Origin of the sequence: Leeuwenhoekiella parthenopeia (assembly GCF_020782115.1) — a bacterium.
In the GTDB taxonomy this organism is placed as follows: Bacteria; Bacteroidota; Bacteroidia; order Flavobacteriales; family Flavobacteriaceae; genus Leeuwenhoekiella; species Leeuwenhoekiella parthenopeia.
Genome location: NZ_JAJGMW010000003.1, coordinates 224,651 through 237,185, shown reverse-complemented (window position 1 = coordinate 237,185; position 12,535 = coordinate 224,651). Strand labels below are relative to the sequence as shown.

18 protein-coding genes are annotated in these 12,535 nt (G+C 41.8%); 12 read left to right on the top strand and 6 right to left on the bottom strand.

Annotated features, from left to right (window positions below; translation table 11 throughout):
- Positions 1 to 49 precede the first annotated feature (49 nt).
- Positions 50 to 595, bottom strand: coding sequence for a CvpA family protein (locus tag LLW17_RS03795; protein ID WP_228228933.1), 546 nt, complete (start codon positions 593 to 595; stop codon positions 50 to 52).
- A gap of 107 nt (positions 596 to 702) precedes the next feature.
- Here LLW17_RS03795 and LLW17_RS03790 point away from each other — a divergent pair, with 107 nt between their 5' ends.
- From LLW17_RS03790 to LLW17_RS03760, 7 genes are all read left to right on the top strand, one after another.
- On the top strand, positions 703 to 1,059 hold the full coding sequence (locus LLW17_RS03790) for a hypothetical protein (protein ID WP_228228989.1): 357 nt from the start codon (positions 703 to 705) through the stop codon (positions 1,057 to 1,059).
- A gap of 11 nt (positions 1,060 to 1,070) precedes the next feature.
- Positions 1,071 to 1,769, top strand: a complete 699-nt coding sequence (locus tag LLW17_RS03785; protein WP_228228932.1) for a hypothetical protein — start codon at positions 1,071 to 1,073, stop codon at positions 1,767 to 1,769.
- A gap of 101 nt (positions 1,770 to 1,870) precedes the next feature.
- A complete protein-coding gene (gene pheS, locus LLW17_RS03780) occupies positions 1,871 to 2,887 on the top strand; it encodes a phenylalanine--tRNA ligase subunit alpha (protein ID WP_228228931.1) in 1,017 nt (338 codons plus the stop codon).
- 46 nt (positions 2,888 to 2,933) lie between these two features.
- Positions 2,934 to 3,101: a hypothetical protein gene (locus tag LLW17_RS03775; protein WP_228228930.1), complete on the top strand. Its 168-nt coding sequence runs from the start codon at positions 2,934 to 2,936 to the stop codon at positions 3,099 to 3,101.
- Positions 3,102 to 3,103: 2 nt separating this feature from the next.
- A complete protein-coding gene (locus LLW17_RS03770) occupies positions 3,104 to 3,499 on the top strand; it encodes a hypothetical protein (RefSeq protein ID WP_228228929.1) in 396 nt (131 codons plus the stop codon).
- Between the two features lie 22 nt (positions 3,500 to 3,521).
- Positions 3,522 to 3,713, top strand: coding sequence for a hypothetical protein (locus tag LLW17_RS03765; protein ID WP_228228928.1), 192 nt, complete (start codon positions 3,522 to 3,524; stop codon positions 3,711 to 3,713).
- A gap of 130 nt (positions 3,714 to 3,843) precedes the next feature.
- Positions 3,844 to 4,185: a DUF6036 family nucleotidyltransferase gene (locus LLW17_RS03760; protein WP_350355194.1), complete on the top strand. Its 342-nt coding sequence runs from the start codon at positions 3,844 to 3,846 to the stop codon at positions 4,183 to 4,185.
- 2 nt (positions 4,186 to 4,187) lie between these two features.
- On the opposite strand, the gene LLW17_RS03755 is transcribed toward LLW17_RS03760, so the two are convergent.
- The gene (locus LLW17_RS03755; protein WP_228228927.1) at positions 4,188 to 5,177 is read right to left on the bottom strand and encodes an NAD(P)H-dependent glycerol-3-phosphate dehydrogenase; all 990 of its coding nucleotides are present in this window, start codon (positions 5,175 to 5,177) and stop codon (positions 4,188 to 4,190) included.
- Positions 5,178 to 5,464: 287 nt separating this feature from the next.
- Here LLW17_RS03755 and LLW17_RS03750 point away from each other — a divergent pair, with 287 nt between their 5' ends.
- From LLW17_RS03750 to LLW17_RS03740, 3 genes are all read left to right on the top strand, one after another.
- Positions 5,465 to 6,394, top strand: a complete 930-nt coding sequence (locus LLW17_RS03750) for a nicotinic acid mononucleotide adenyltransferase (protein ID WP_228228926.1) — start codon at positions 5,465 to 5,467, stop codon at positions 6,392 to 6,394.
- 222 nt (positions 6,395 to 6,616) lie between these two features.
- Entirely contained in the window at positions 6,617 to 7,111 is a 495-nt protein-coding gene (gene lysM, locus LLW17_RS03745) for a peptidoglycan-binding protein LysM (protein WP_228228925.1), read from the top strand.
- Between the two features lie 165 nt (positions 7,112 to 7,276).
- On the top strand, positions 7,277 to 7,873 hold the full coding sequence (locus tag LLW17_RS03740) for a hypothetical protein (RefSeq protein ID WP_228228924.1): 597 nt from the start codon (positions 7,277 to 7,279) through the stop codon (positions 7,871 to 7,873).
- On the opposite strand, the gene nadD is transcribed toward LLW17_RS03740, so the two are convergent.
- From nadD to LLW17_RS03725, 3 genes are read right to left on the bottom strand one after another with little or no spacing between them, the layout of a single operon-like run.
- Positions 7,870 to 8,457 carry a nicotinate (nicotinamide) nucleotide adenylyltransferase gene (nadD, locus tag LLW17_RS03735; protein WP_228228923.1) on the bottom strand — a complete coding sequence of 196 codons (588 nt, stop codon included), beginning with the start codon at positions 8,455 to 8,457 and terminating at the stop codon, positions 7,870 to 7,872. The two genes, LLW17_RS03740 and nadD, sit on opposite strands and share 4 nt — an antisense overlap.
- Positions 8,458 to 8,459: 2 nt before the next feature.
- A complete protein-coding gene (gene gmk, locus LLW17_RS03730) occupies positions 8,460 to 9,035 on the bottom strand; it encodes a guanylate kinase (protein WP_228228922.1) in 576 nt (191 codons plus the stop codon).
- On the bottom strand, positions 9,035 to 9,895 hold the full coding sequence (locus LLW17_RS03725; RefSeq protein WP_228228921.1) for a YicC/YloC family endoribonuclease: 861 nt from the start codon (positions 9,893 to 9,895) through the stop codon (positions 9,035 to 9,037). The genes gmk and LLW17_RS03725 overlap by 1 nt, the downstream gene beginning before the upstream one ends.
- Before the next feature lie 176 nt (positions 9,896 to 10,071).
- On the opposite strand from LLW17_RS03725, the gene LLW17_RS03720 reads away from it, so the two are divergent.
- Positions 10,072 to 11,163 carry a zinc metalloprotease gene (locus tag LLW17_RS03720; RefSeq protein WP_228228920.1) on the top strand — a complete coding sequence of 364 codons (1,092 nt, stop codon included), beginning with the start codon at positions 10,072 to 10,074 and terminating at the stop codon, positions 11,161 to 11,163.
- Positions 11,164 to 11,241: 78 nt separating this feature from the next.
- Positions 11,242 to 11,658 carry a hypothetical protein gene (locus LLW17_RS03715; protein WP_228228919.1) on the top strand — a complete coding sequence of 139 codons (417 nt, stop codon included), beginning with the start codon at positions 11,242 to 11,244 and terminating at the stop codon, positions 11,656 to 11,658.
- A 71-nt stretch (positions 11,659 to 11,729) separates the two neighbouring features.
- On the opposite strand, the gene LLW17_RS03710 is transcribed toward LLW17_RS03715, so the two are convergent.
- A complete protein-coding gene (locus tag LLW17_RS03710) occupies positions 11,730 to 12,533 on the bottom strand; it encodes a 3-keto-disaccharide hydrolase (protein WP_228228918.1) in 804 nt (267 codons plus the stop codon).
- Positions 12,534 to 12,535 lie beyond the last annotated feature (2 nt).

Sequence of the window (12,535 nt, the reverse complement as noted above, 5' to 3'; positions counted from 1 at the left end):
GCTCATTAAAATTAAAAACCCCGGATGTATTGCACTCGGGGTTTTTTAATTAAATGGTTTCGGTCTGCATAGGGGGTTCTTGCTGCTCAGGTTCTTCATTACGTAAGATTTCGATCTCTTGGAGAAGACTAGGAAGCACCAGCGGCGCAATTGGCTCAACAAACGGATAAAGCACAGAGGTTTCTTTGGTTTCCTCCTGAATAAGATTAAATCGTGCGGTAATTGAGTTGATAAACATCAACAAAACACTCAGTATAAATGCAGATTTCAGAAGCCCGAACACGGCCCCCAGAATCTTGTTTAGGATGCCCAGCATTATGAGTTTGGCGAGTTTGGTGAGTAGTTTTCCCGTCAGGGTAATAACCAGTACAATGACAATAAAGGTCACCGTAAAAGCGATGAGATTAAGCGTCGCAGGTTCCCATTCTACGCGGTCCTTGAGATAATCTGCAGCGTAAAATGAAAAATGAATGGCGCCATAAACCCCAAGAATAAGTGCAAGCAGGGAGGCCAGCTCCAGGAGCAACCCGTTTTTTATGCCTTTGTATAAACCCAGAAGTAAAAAGACTCCGAGTATAATGTCTAAATAATTCATAGGCTAAATATACATTTTTTCTAAAGTCAGGGCCCACTCAAAAAGGCCTGAAGCGTTTCATGCAGACATTAGCTTTAAGACTAGTGCTTCTTGACTATATTTGCGGCATGGCAAGAGATGAACAACTTAAGGAGCGCTGGGAACAGGTAGTCACCAAGCTTGCGGCGCGTTTTGCAGACGGCGAGCGACTTGACCTGGACGCAATTATCTATTTGATAGGTGTGCAGGAGTTGGGTAAACCCGGAATGCGCTTTAAAAAAGATGATAAAATCAATTTAATGCACATCGCCATTTGTCGTTTACTGGAGCCTTTTGGGTTTTACCGGTTTGATTATCAGGATGAAGAGGGCTGGCCTCATTATGAAATGCTGGAGCCACTACCTCCCCTCAAAGCCGGGGAACAATCCCTGCTGATGAAAGAAGCCATTGTAAATTACTTTTTAGAAAAAGAATTGATTCATTAATCTGCCAGGCATTGCTGTTCTTAAATCTGTTACAACGTACGTTTCCTAACGATTCCGGGCCTATCTATAAAGAGACGGTCGCCGGCAGATTCCCTGTAGAGCCATTTAATACCTACAGTAATTTCATTTTTCTGTTTATCGTCCTGTACTTCTTTTTGAAGATCTATAACAAACCCAGGCAGCATTGGTTTTTAATGATCACAATCCCGCTCATTTTTGTAGGGTATGTAGGCGGCACGCTTTATCATGGTCTGCGCAGTGCAGAGCTTTGGCTGTTACTAGACTGGGTGCCCATACGAGGACTGAGTTTTCTGGCCGTTCTCTATTTCATTTTTAAGTGGAAAGACACCTGGCCTCAGCGCATATTGTTTATCGTCGCTATTGGAGCGGCTTTTATAGGATTGCGCTATTTGCCCGTACCTGAAAATATTGAGCATAATCTGGGTTATCTCATCAACGCGCTTTCCATCTTAATACCGGTTGTTGGCTATTTGAGTAAAACCCACTGGAGGCACGCGGGTTGGGCATTTTCGGGATTTATCATATTTGCCTGTGCGATTGGTTTCCGGTTTATAGATCAGCGTCTTGAGTTTGATATCTTCTGGATGGGAACCCACTGGCTGTGGCATCTTCTGGGCGGAATGGCTGTGTTTTGCATTCTCAACTATATTTTCATGGACAATAAAGCACAAGCCGAAGGGATTTCCTAAATTTGTGCCTTCAAAAGTCCGTAAGGGCATTATATAAATAAGTCACTATCCACTTCAGTCCAGATGCTGAAGAAAGGGCCATCAGATTGAACTCTTAAACTATGTTAGATAAAATAAAAGAGCGTATTGCCGAAGCAAAAAGCTTTACCACAAGCTCCTTAGATGAGGTGGAAGCTTTCCGCATTAAGTATTTAGGGAAAAAGGGTCTGTTTAATGAGTTTTTTGCAGAATTTAAAAATGTACCAAACGAACAGAAAAAGGAGTTTGGCCAGACCATAAATAAACTCAAAGCTGTTGTTCAGGAACGTATAGATGCTCTAAAGTCAGACCTGGAAACCGTTGAAGAAAAAGGAGTTTACGGTGATCTTACGCGTCCCGGTGATCTTGTTTCTTTGGGTTCAAGACATCCTATTTCTATCGTTAAGAATGAGATTATAGATATTTTTGCCCGAATCGGTTTTAATGTTTCGGAAGGGCCTGAGATTGAAGACGACTGGCACAACTTTACCGCGCTTAATCTGCCCGAATACCATCCCGCACGTGATATGCAGGATACCTTTTTTATTCAGACAGATCCCGATATTTTATTGCGCACACATACGTCATCTGTGCAGGTACGCTATATGGAAGCCAATAAGCCGCCTATACGCACCATTTCTCCGGGTCGTGTGTATCGCAATGAGGCGATCTCGGCGCGTTCGCATTGCTTCTTCCATCAGGTGGAAGGTTTGTACATAGATAAGGATGTTTCGTTTGCAGATTTAAAGCAAACTTTGCAGCATTTTACTACCGAAATGTTCGGGAAAAGTAAGATACGCCTGCGTCCTTCATACTTTCCGTTTACAGAGCCCAGTGCCGAAGTAGATGTGTACTGGGGACTGGAAACCGAAACCGATTACCGTATGACCAAAGGAACCGGATGGCTGGAGATTATGGGCTGTGGAATGGTTGATCCTAATGTATTAAGCAATTGCGGTATAGACCCTAAAGAATACAGCGGTTTTGCCTTTGGTATGGGCATAGATCGTATTGCGCTTTTGCTGCATCAGATATCAGATATTCGCTTGCTTAGTGAAAATGATCTGAGGTTTTTGGAACAATTTAAGAGTGCCCTATAGCTTTTAAAGCGACTTTTGTACCGGATGTATTCTTAAAATTCTGGTTATGAAAAAGTATGGTATAATAGGTTTCCTCATTTTTGTCGCAGTGGTAATTGCCGTGCTGACTTTTGCAATTGGCGTTATTAAAATTATGATCGGGAGTGTTTTCCTGGTAATAATGGTAATAGCCATACTGGCATTGTGGATTATGTGGAAGGTTAAAACAGACTAATTATGCGGAAGGATATAGATATCCCTAAAAGCGATGGCGTTTATGTGGCTGCTGTAAAGGAGTTTAATGAAACCCACCGCACCAATGACTGGAACGCCTATATCATTAACGATCTAAACGAACCGCTGGAACTGGTGCTTATTGTTTCTAACGGTTACAACGATCAAAAAGTGACCAGCCAGATGCGGCATAAATTGCAACTACTTCCGGCTAAGGGCTATGCTAAAATCGAATTTATAGAAGATAGTGTGCTCGAGTTGACTAATGAGTTTGCAGTAACCTATTTTCTGGGCGGAACCCTTTTTGAAAAGAAATTTGTTTTTCAGGCTTCATCCATTTCTGATGAAACAACAGGGCCAATCCCCGTGATGCCCAAAGAAGGGGTGTTGGCATCCTAGTTTATTTCTTAACTTTAGTGGTATGAATATCACATTCACTACAAAATCCGAAAGTAAAGCCTCACAGGAACAAGCATTTCTTAAGTTGAGTCCTTCACAACGTTTTTATGCTTTTTTAAAACTTTGCAGCGATGTAAACCAATTTCCTGTGTCGCGGCGACGACAGCCAAATCCGTCTAATTTTATTTTAGAAAAGAAATCTCAAAATGAATAATTTATGGGATTATGAAATACATGATTTCTTAAGGCTATGTATGAGTAAAGGAGTCAGGCTAATAATGGTGGGAGGCGGAGCGGTAAATTTCCACGGCTAACAGAGGCATTCGGCCTATGTCGATTTTTGGATAGAAACTTCTGAGACTAATTTTAAAAACTTAGTTCAGGTTTTTAATGAACTGGGATACGATCTGGACGATTTTCCGGAGGCTGTAAAAAAGCAACAGCAAAATATTTCGGTAAAGTTTTCTCCAGACTCTTTAAATCTTGAGCTAATCACTAATTTTTCAGTCAATAAATCTTTTGATGAGGCTTATGAAGATTCGATAGTTGCTACTTCTGAAAATAATTTTGAACTCAACTGGAGGGTATTGGCATATGAGGATTTAATTACCAGCAAAGTGAAATCCGGAAGGCCTAAAGATTTGTTAGACATACAGGAACTGCAAAGAATCAAGGATAAAGATTGATTTTAATCCAATTTCTCCGTTAACTTTTTAAAAGTCTTTTTAGGATCTTTTCCTTTGTATAAAACCTCGTAAACGGCATCTATTATAGGTGTTTTGGCTCCGGTTTTCTCCTTGATTTTATAGGCGCTTTCGGCTGCATAATACCCTTCGGCCACCATACTCATTTCCATCTGTGCGCTTTTTACGGTATAGCCTTTACCTATCATATTCCCAAACATACGATTGCGACTAAATACCGAATACCCGGTCACCAGCAAATCTCCCAAATAGGCTGAATCATTGATGTTACGTTTCATCTTATGCACTTTTTTGATGAATTTTTTCATCTCGCGTATGGCGTTACTCATCAGCACACTTTGAAAATTATCACCATAACCCAGACCATGGGCAATACCCGCTGCAATGGCGTAAATGTTTTTAAGCATTGCGGCATATTCGGTGCCTATAGTATCGTCAGTGATTGTGGTGTTGATGTAGTCGCTGCCCAGATGTTTGGCCATAACTTTTGCGTGCTCCTCATCAGCACATGCGATGGTTAAATAAGAAAGCCGCTCGAGGGCAACTTCTTCGGCATGACAGGGTCCGGTGATGACTCCAATATTTTCATACGGAATATCGTAAGCATCGTGAAAGTGTACGCCAACGATTTTACCGGTTTCGGGTACGATACCCTTGATTGCCGAAAAAACAATTTTGTTTTTAAAATTGCTGCTCACCTTTTCAAGTTCTTTACCCACAAATGCAGAGGGAATTGCAAAAATCAGGTAGTCTGCATAATCAATTATGTCGTTGATATCATTACTCAGCTTGAGCCTCGTGGTATCAAACTCTACGGCACTCAGGTAATTGGGATTGTGTTGTTCCTTTTTAAGATGCTCCATGGCATAAACGCTGCGCATATACCAGCCTACTTCATCCAGATTTTCGGAAAGCATTTTTACAATGGCGGTAGCCCAGCTACCTCCCCCAATAACACCAAATTTTAAGGCCATAATAACTTAAGATTTACCTCATATGAGGTTAGGATTATAAACGAAGCAGCTTCCTAAAAATCAATTTTATAACGGTGATTTTTTAAGAATTTCTTCTCCCTAAATGTACAGATTTTAAAGCGGACCTAAAATCTTGAAAAACATCGCTTTAATTTTTTGGCACAGGCTTTGAATACCTGATAGTACAATTCAGGCAAGACGTCAAGGCTAAGAATTAGTTAAGCTGAAGGACTTTGGTGCATAGCGCAAAGAAGATTTCAGAAGTGATAACTTAAAGAAGAACAATTATGAAAGCAATACAATTACTTGGAGGCCTGGCTCTGTTTCTTGGCGTATTTACTTCGTGTGTGAGCGATGTTTATATTGAAGATGAAATAATAGAACCGGCAGTACCTTTATCTGTAGTACTAAGTGACTACGAGCTCTGGTACGTAGACATCAATCAGACACAAGGTAACGGCAATATTCCGTTTATGGAGAAGGCCTTTACGCTTTCATTTTTAAGTGGAGATGTCTGGGCAAATAACAATCTCGCCGGTATAGGTAATCAGGGTGCGGGATATGGTATCGAAGTAGGGTATTATGATATTTTTGATTACGATCTGGATATTAGTCACGACATAGATGGTTTTTATTCGTTTGAAGTGATCCAGGTCAATAGAAATACAATTGAACTCTATCACAGACCTACGCAGACTTCCTTTTTCTTAAAAGGCTATCAGCGTTCTAACTTTGATTACGACCGTATTTTTTACGACAACATCCATTTCTTCTTGCAGGAATATGCAGCCTGGGAAAAGATTTATACTTCGGCAAGTGGGGTTTCAAATGAGTTTGATGCAGAAAACTTTTTAAGCTTTTATCCGGCTAATGGGGGTGGAAACTTTCAGAGCTCGCAAGATGTGAGAGGTACTTCAGTGAATAATCTGTATTGGGATTATACCGGTATTTATGATGTGCAAAATGTTGCCGGAAACGCGCTCTTGAAGACGCTTACGCTAGATTATGATTATTTTGAAAATGAGTTTTTTGAATTATCAATCCTTGATGATAGCACAATATCCCTGTATCACCCCGCATCGGGAAGTGAATACCGCTTTAGAGGAAAAGGCTATATAACCTATAAAACACCCGAAGAAGGTAAGAGCAGGTTGAAGCAGGCTGTAATTGAACAAAGTATTAAGCAGTTGCAAACGGCAAAAAGCAAAAGTAAATAGTTAGATTTTTTGGTTGGTTAGTTAGTTGAAATCGTCCTGTCGTGTAAATGACAGGGCGATTTTGTGTTTTAAGTAGCGGTAAACGCGGTGAATGAAGCTGTGTGGGCTTAAATATTCACATAGATTTACCGAAGTCTTGACGCAGTCTTAAGTGTTGATTTTGTAATTTTCATTTCAATTAAGACTAACTAATCCCGGGAAACCGGAAAGAATCAAAAAATTATGGGATTATTTTCATTTATTAAAAACGCCGGAGCCAAAATAGGCATAGGTAAAAGTACAGCTGAAGAAGCTGCCGAAAAGAAAGCGGAAGCAGCAGCCGCCTCAGAAGCAGCAAATCGCAAGGCAGAAGCTTCTTTAAAAGAAACCATTCAGGACTTAGGTCTTGAGGTCGAAAACCTTCAGCTTGATATTAAAGGAGAAATGGTAATCGTTGCAGGTAAAGCCAAAGACCAGACGACTAAAGAAAAAGTGGTTTTGGTAGTGGGTAACGTTGAAGGTATCGCTCAGGTAGACGACCGTATCGATGTGGAGCACAAAGAACCTGAAGCGCAATTCCACACCGTTGAATCTGGAGATACCTTGAGTAAAATCGCTAAAAAATTCTATGGGAATGCCATGAAATATCCGGTGATTTTTGAGGCCAATAAGCCTATGCTAAAAGATCCGGACAAAATTTATCCGGGGCAGATGTTACGCATCCCAAGGCTGGATTAATACGCATAAAATCATACTGAAAAACTCTGAGGTCAATTCCTCGGAGTTTTTTTATGTTAAACTTTCAGCACAAGGCATTCGCATTCAGAAGGCTATAAAATACCACGCCTGTAAAGAAATCCGGCAAAGGCTTCAGTTCGTAAATAGTATTAAAACCAATATACTATGAAATTTAAAAACCCATTTACCAAAGCAGGAGCTCTTCTTCTGACTTCAATTTTATTTATAAACTGTTCAGACGATACCGAAACCCTCAATGAGTCTGACGATACTGGCGTTGCTGCTTATACCGTTGCCGACTTTAAAGCCTCCCTTTCAAATGCTGAAGAAGAACAGGATGAAGCCTGTTTTTCAAGAAATTTGATCGCGGGTCAAAATGAGGTAGTGGGCCAGGTTACTATAGATGTAAATCAGGATGGTAGCTGGACGCTTACTTATCATACCCTTGAAGGCTGGTCTTTGCAGGAAACGCATTTAAGTTTAAGTCCTGATTGTGAAAATCCAACGTTTCCGGTCACCAAAACCGGAAATCCCAAGGTAGGAAAGTTTGAGTATGCTGCTTCGCACGAGAACGGCATTGATACGGTAGAATATACAATCTATCAGGATTCATTCAGCTGGGAGTTTTGTTTTGCTGCTCACGCGGTGGTACAGGGGCCAAAAGGAGAGGAAACTGCCTGGGCCGAGGGAGAATCTTTTGACGGTAAGAACTGGGCGATGTACGTGCACGCCTTCTTATTGGGTTGTTTGCAACAAACCTAAGATCGGTAAAAATTCATCTCATCAATATAGCGCCATACCGGTTGCGGTAATAAGGGTCGGCAGTTTTTGCCGGCCTTTATTGCTTTACGAATAAAGGTTGCCGAGATTTCTACTACGGGAGCATCTACGATATGTATGTTAGGATGCTCTAAAAGTTTAGGGCGGTCTGCGTCTGCTTGTTCGGCAACGCGGGGATATACATAGATTGCATGATTTTCCAGGAGTGTCTCGTAGTTTTTCCACTTATGCAGCGTACGCAGGTTATCTTCACCCATAATCAGGCTAAACTCATAATCAGGATACTTTTCCTGCAAATAAGCTAAAGTGTTTGAAGTATAATTGGGTTGAGGTAAATTAAACTCGATGGTACTCGCTTCAATTTTAGGATAGTCTTCTACGGCTTCAAGCACCAGTTGATAACGATGATGATTGTCTAAAAGCGTTTTTTTCTTCTTGAATGGATTGTGAGGGGTGATCACCATCCAGATTTTATCGAGGTCGCTGTATTCGGCAAAGTGGTTTGCGATGATGAGGTGTCCTATATGCACGGGATTGAAGGTGCCGAAGTACAAACCTATTTTCATAGCTATTCCTTTACAAAATTGCGTACCAGTGCATAAGCTTCTTCGAGCGCGGTGTCCAGATCGTTGTTTTCGATGATGTGGTCAAACTGCGGAGCGGTTGCCAGTTCAATACTCGCTTTGGCAACGCGCATATTGATGCGGTCTTCACTTTCGGTCTTGCGCTTTTTAAGCCTGATTTTTAACTCTTCAATACTGGGAGGTTTTACAAAAACCGCCAGTGTACGCTCGGGATAGAGCTTTTTAATATCCAGACCACCTACCACGTCAATGTCAAAAATCACGTGTTTACCCTGTTTCCAGATGCGTTCTACTTCACTCTTAAGTGTGCCGTAAAAGTTATCGCGGTATACTTCTTCCCATTCGAGAAATTCTTCGGCTTTAATGCGTCTTTTAAACTCTTTAAGCGATAAAAAATAATAATCAACGCCATCCTGTTCATTAGGTCTGGGCTCCCGTGAAGCGGCCGAAATGCTAAATTCCAGATTGAGTTCCTCCTTGGCGAGTAACCAGCGCACAATGGTTGTTTTACCGCTTCCGCTAGGTGCCGAAAAAACAATGAGTTTGCCTGAGCCTTCCATTACAGTACGTTTAAAAGTTGTTCTTTTATTTTTTCGAGTTCGTCCTTCATGCGCACCACAACCTGTTGCATAGGTGCGTAATTTGACTTAGAGCCAATGGTATTGATCTCACGGCCCATTTCCTGACTTATAAAGGCCAGTTTTTTTCCGTTAGACTGTGGGGAGGTTAAGGTTTTTGAAAAATACTCCAGGTGATTGCGCAGGCGCACTTTTTCTTCGGTAATGTCATACTTCTCGAGATAGTAGGTAAGTTCCTGCTCAAAACGATTTTCATCAACCGTGGTTTTAAGGTCTGCAACGGCCTTGTTGAGGCGCTCACGCACACCTTCCATACGCTCGGGATCTATTTTTTTTACTTCGTCCAGATAATTTGAAATGTTGCTGACGCGCAGTTCAAAATCTTCTTTTAAAACCTGGCCTTCATCAGCTCTGTACTTGTCTATGCTTTCCAGGGCCTCTTCAACACCTTTTAAAATAGCCTGATACTCGTCTTCGTCTATCTCATCTTTTTCGGTCTTAAGTGCGTCTGGAAGCCTTATAGCCATTTTAAGCAGCTCTACATCATCGGCATGCGGAGTAACTGCCTTGAGTTGTTTGATATATTGACGTACCACATCGGTATTGATAGCAGTTGAGGTTTCCTCACCGTTAAGTTCAACATAAAGGCTGAAGTCAATTTTGCCGCGTTGTAATTTTTGAGCTACGAGATTACGCAGTTCTAATTCTTTTTCCCGATAGAAGGAAGGGATTCGGGCATTGAGATCCTGACTTTTACTGTTGAGCGATTTTATCTCGATCGTAATTTTTTTGGAAGGCAATTGGGTTACAGATTTCCCAAAACCGGTCATTGATTTAATCATGAGGCTACATTAGACGGCAAATATAGCAAATCAACGCGGGCTTAGAAACATCGAAATTACTCCGGCTACAGTGTTAAAATTTTAAGGATGATATTAAAATATCTTGAATAATATGTTTAATTATTGTTAAGTATTTATAAATTCACCTTAACATTAACCCTAATAACAGATTTTTTATGAAAAAAGCAGCACTAGCTTTAGGAGTAGCATTTGTAACCATGCTCTCCTGTACAGACAACGTTGAAGAGAATAACGATGTACAAAAAAGTGTGGATCAGGAAGTTGCCGTAGATATGAGCGACTTTTATTTGTATACCGATGATTTTACAAACGGTAAATCAAGTGTAGGAAAAGATCCAAAAGTTTGTTTTACAATGGCAAACTTAAACAGACAGCTTAATGAAGATGATAAATTATACGATAAAATGTTCAGCATAGAGAAAAATGCCAGAGCCTTTATCGCGGCTAAATCTACAAATGGTAAAGGAAAACCCGGTTCCGGAGGTGGAGACGGTGGAGGTAGCACTCCCCCGGTTGATGATGGTCTTGGTGTGATCAACATCCCTGTGGTTGTACACGTTCTTTACAGCAATGCTAATGAGAACATCTCTGACGCTCAGATCGCATCTCAAATCGCAGTACTTAATGCAGATTTTAATGCGACCAACTCTGATGTAAGTCAGGTTCCTTCTGAGTTTGCAGATGTGGTTGCAGATTCTGATATCAATTTTACCTTAGCTCAAACCATCCGTAAATCAACTACCCGTACATCCTGGGGTACGCGTGACGAAATGAAGTTTTCTTCAAATGGCGGTTCTGATGTGGTAAGTCCTGCTACGCACCTTAACATCTGGGTGTGTAATATAGGTGGTGGAATATTGGGCTACGCGCAGTTCCCCGGAGGTTCTGCTTCTACAGATGGTGTTGTAGTTGGTCCTCAGTATTTTGGTAGTACCGGTTATGTAGCTGCTCCTTTTAACGAAGGTCGTACTGCAACTCATGAAGTGGGTCACTACTTAAACCTGCGTCATATTTGGGGTGATGGTAGCTGCAGACAGGATGATTTTGTAGCTGATACACCATCTTCAAACGGTCCTAATTACGGTTGCCCATCGTACCCAACTGTAAATTGCCGCTCTAACGATATGACGATGAACTATATGGATTATGTAAATGATGCGTGTATGTATATGTTCTCTGAAGGTCAAAAGGTACGTATGCGTGCTCTTTTTGCAAGTGGAGGGCCTCGCGCAGCGTTTTTGAACTAGATAAAAACATCTTAAATCGATCTGAAAAGGTGCTCGTGAAGAGCACCTTTTTGTATTTTACTGCTAAAATTAAACTTAATGAATTATATACTCGGTTTTTTTATGGTTCTCTTTGCTGCGAAAGGTTGCGAAGAGCAATTTAACTATACCAGCATTGACTATGAGGCTGCTTCCCGCGGGGTGTATCATCATGTGCGTGTCGAAGGAAATACCCTGATCTCGGAGCATTCCCGTGACGGAAGCGATAGAATTACCAAAGAGCTTACAGCGTCACAGGTAAGCGAACTCAATCGTCTGGCGCAGACTTTTGTTGCCACTACTGCTGATGATATTGAGAATCCTTCTGACGCACCAGACCGCGACGCAGCGGTGCCGGTTAAAGTTCTTGTTGTAGGTGGTACTTACAGCCGAAGCGCTTCTTTTGACCGCGGAAATCCACCGGCACGGGTGGCGCCCTTAGTAGGCAGATTACTGCTTCTTGCAGAAGCGCCCTAAAATTGAAATACGTTTAAAAAAGAAAACCCCACACGATGAAGTGTGGGGTTTTTGTTTTTATAATTTGCCGGTTACAGCTTACGCACCCAGATATTGCGATAGCTTACGGGGTTTCCGTGATCCTGCAGTTTTAATGGAGCCTCACCGTGAGCCTCATTTTTGGGTTTCCCAATGTATTCGGTTGTACCCAGTATTTCTACGTGATCCTGTACCAAAACGCCATTATGCATTACCGTTACGGTTGCAGATTTGGTTTTGTTCCCATCGGCATCAAATTCCGGCTGATGGTAAATGATGTCGTAAGCCTGCCATTCGCTGGGGGCTTTTGTAGCATTTACCAGCGGGATACTTTGCTTATAAATCGCAGTCGCCTGCCCGTTTGAATAGGTGCGGTTATCGTAGCTGTCTAAAACCTGTACTTCATAGCGATTCTGAAGAAAAATACCGCTGTTTCCGCGTCCTTGTCCTTCTCCTTCAACAACCTGTGGCGCACGCCATTCTACGTGCAATTGGATGTCGCCAAAGCTTTCTTTGGTCTGGATATCTCCGGTGCCACCCGCAACAGTCATAGAACCGTCGCTGTTCACCAGCCAGGGCGCATTTACGATAGAATCTTTAGTGCTTTCCCAGGCGTTCAGATTTTCACCATTAAACAATACGATCGCGTCAGAAGGCACGCCGGCTTCATTAAAAGTAACCACTTCCGGTTCCGGCTCCCAGACTTCGGTTGCTGCAGGGTCTGTAATGGGAGCTTCTTCAACTACTGCTGTGGTATCTGTTGCCGGTGCAGTTTCTTCGGTGCTTTTTTCTGTGGACGTATTACAGGAAAAAAGTAAACCTGTAGCCAGAAGCGGAAGGATAAATTTAGTGTTCATAA

Coding starts and splice junctions, on each gene's coding strand:
- LLW17_RS03795 (WP_228228933.1), bottom strand. CDS start 595: ATGAATTATTTAGACATTATACTCGGAGTCTTTTTACTTCTGGGTTTA.
- LLW17_RS03790 (WP_228228989.1), top strand. CDS start 703: ATGGCAAGAGATGAACAACTTAAGGAGCGCTGGGAACAGGTAGTCACC.
- pheS (WP_228228931.1), top strand. CDS start 1,871: ATGTTAGATAAAATAAAAGAGCGTATTGCCGAAGCAAAAAGCTTTACC.
- LLW17_RS03775 (WP_228228930.1), top strand. CDS start 2,934: ATGAAAAAGTATGGTATAATAGGTTTCCTCATTTTTGTCGCAGTGGTA.
- LLW17_RS03770 (WP_228228929.1), top strand. CDS start 3,104: ATGCGGAAGGATATAGATATCCCTAAAAGCGATGGCGTTTATGTGGCT.
- LLW17_RS03765 (WP_228228928.1), top strand. CDS start 3,522: ATGAATATCACATTCACTACAAAATCCGAAAGTAAAGCCTCACAGGAA.
- LLW17_RS03755 (WP_228228927.1), bottom strand. CDS start 5,177: ATGGCCTTAAAATTTGGTGTTATTGGGGGAGGTAGCTGGGCTACCGCC.
- LLW17_RS03750 (WP_228228926.1), top strand. CDS start 5,465: ATGAAAGCAATACAATTACTTGGAGGCCTGGCTCTGTTTCTTGGCGTA.
- lysM (WP_228228925.1), top strand. CDS start 6,617: ATGGGATTATTTTCATTTATTAAAAACGCCGGAGCCAAAATAGGCATA.
- LLW17_RS03740 (WP_228228924.1), top strand. CDS start 7,277: ATGAAATTTAAAAACCCATTTACCAAAGCAGGAGCTCTTCTTCTGACT.
- nadD (WP_228228923.1), bottom strand. CDS start 8,457: ATGAAAATAGGTTTGTACTTCGGCACCTTCAATCCCGTGCATATAGGA.
- gmk (WP_228228922.1), bottom strand. CDS start 9,035: ATGGAAGGCTCAGGCAAACTCATTGTTTTTTCGGCACCTAGCGGAAGC.
- LLW17_RS03725 (WP_228228921.1), bottom strand. CDS start 9,895: ATGATTAAATCAATGACCGGTTTTGGGAAATCTGTAACCCAATTGCCT.
- LLW17_RS03720 (WP_228228920.1), top strand. CDS start 10,072: ATGAAAAAAGCAGCACTAGCTTTAGGAGTAGCATTTGTAACCATGCTC.
- LLW17_RS03715 (WP_228228919.1), top strand. CDS start 11,242: ATGAATTATATACTCGGTTTTTTTATGGTTCTCTTTGCTGCGAAAGGT.
- LLW17_RS03710 (WP_228228918.1), bottom strand. CDS start 12,533: ATGAACACTAAATTTATCCTTCCGCTTCTGGCTACAGGTTTACTTTTT.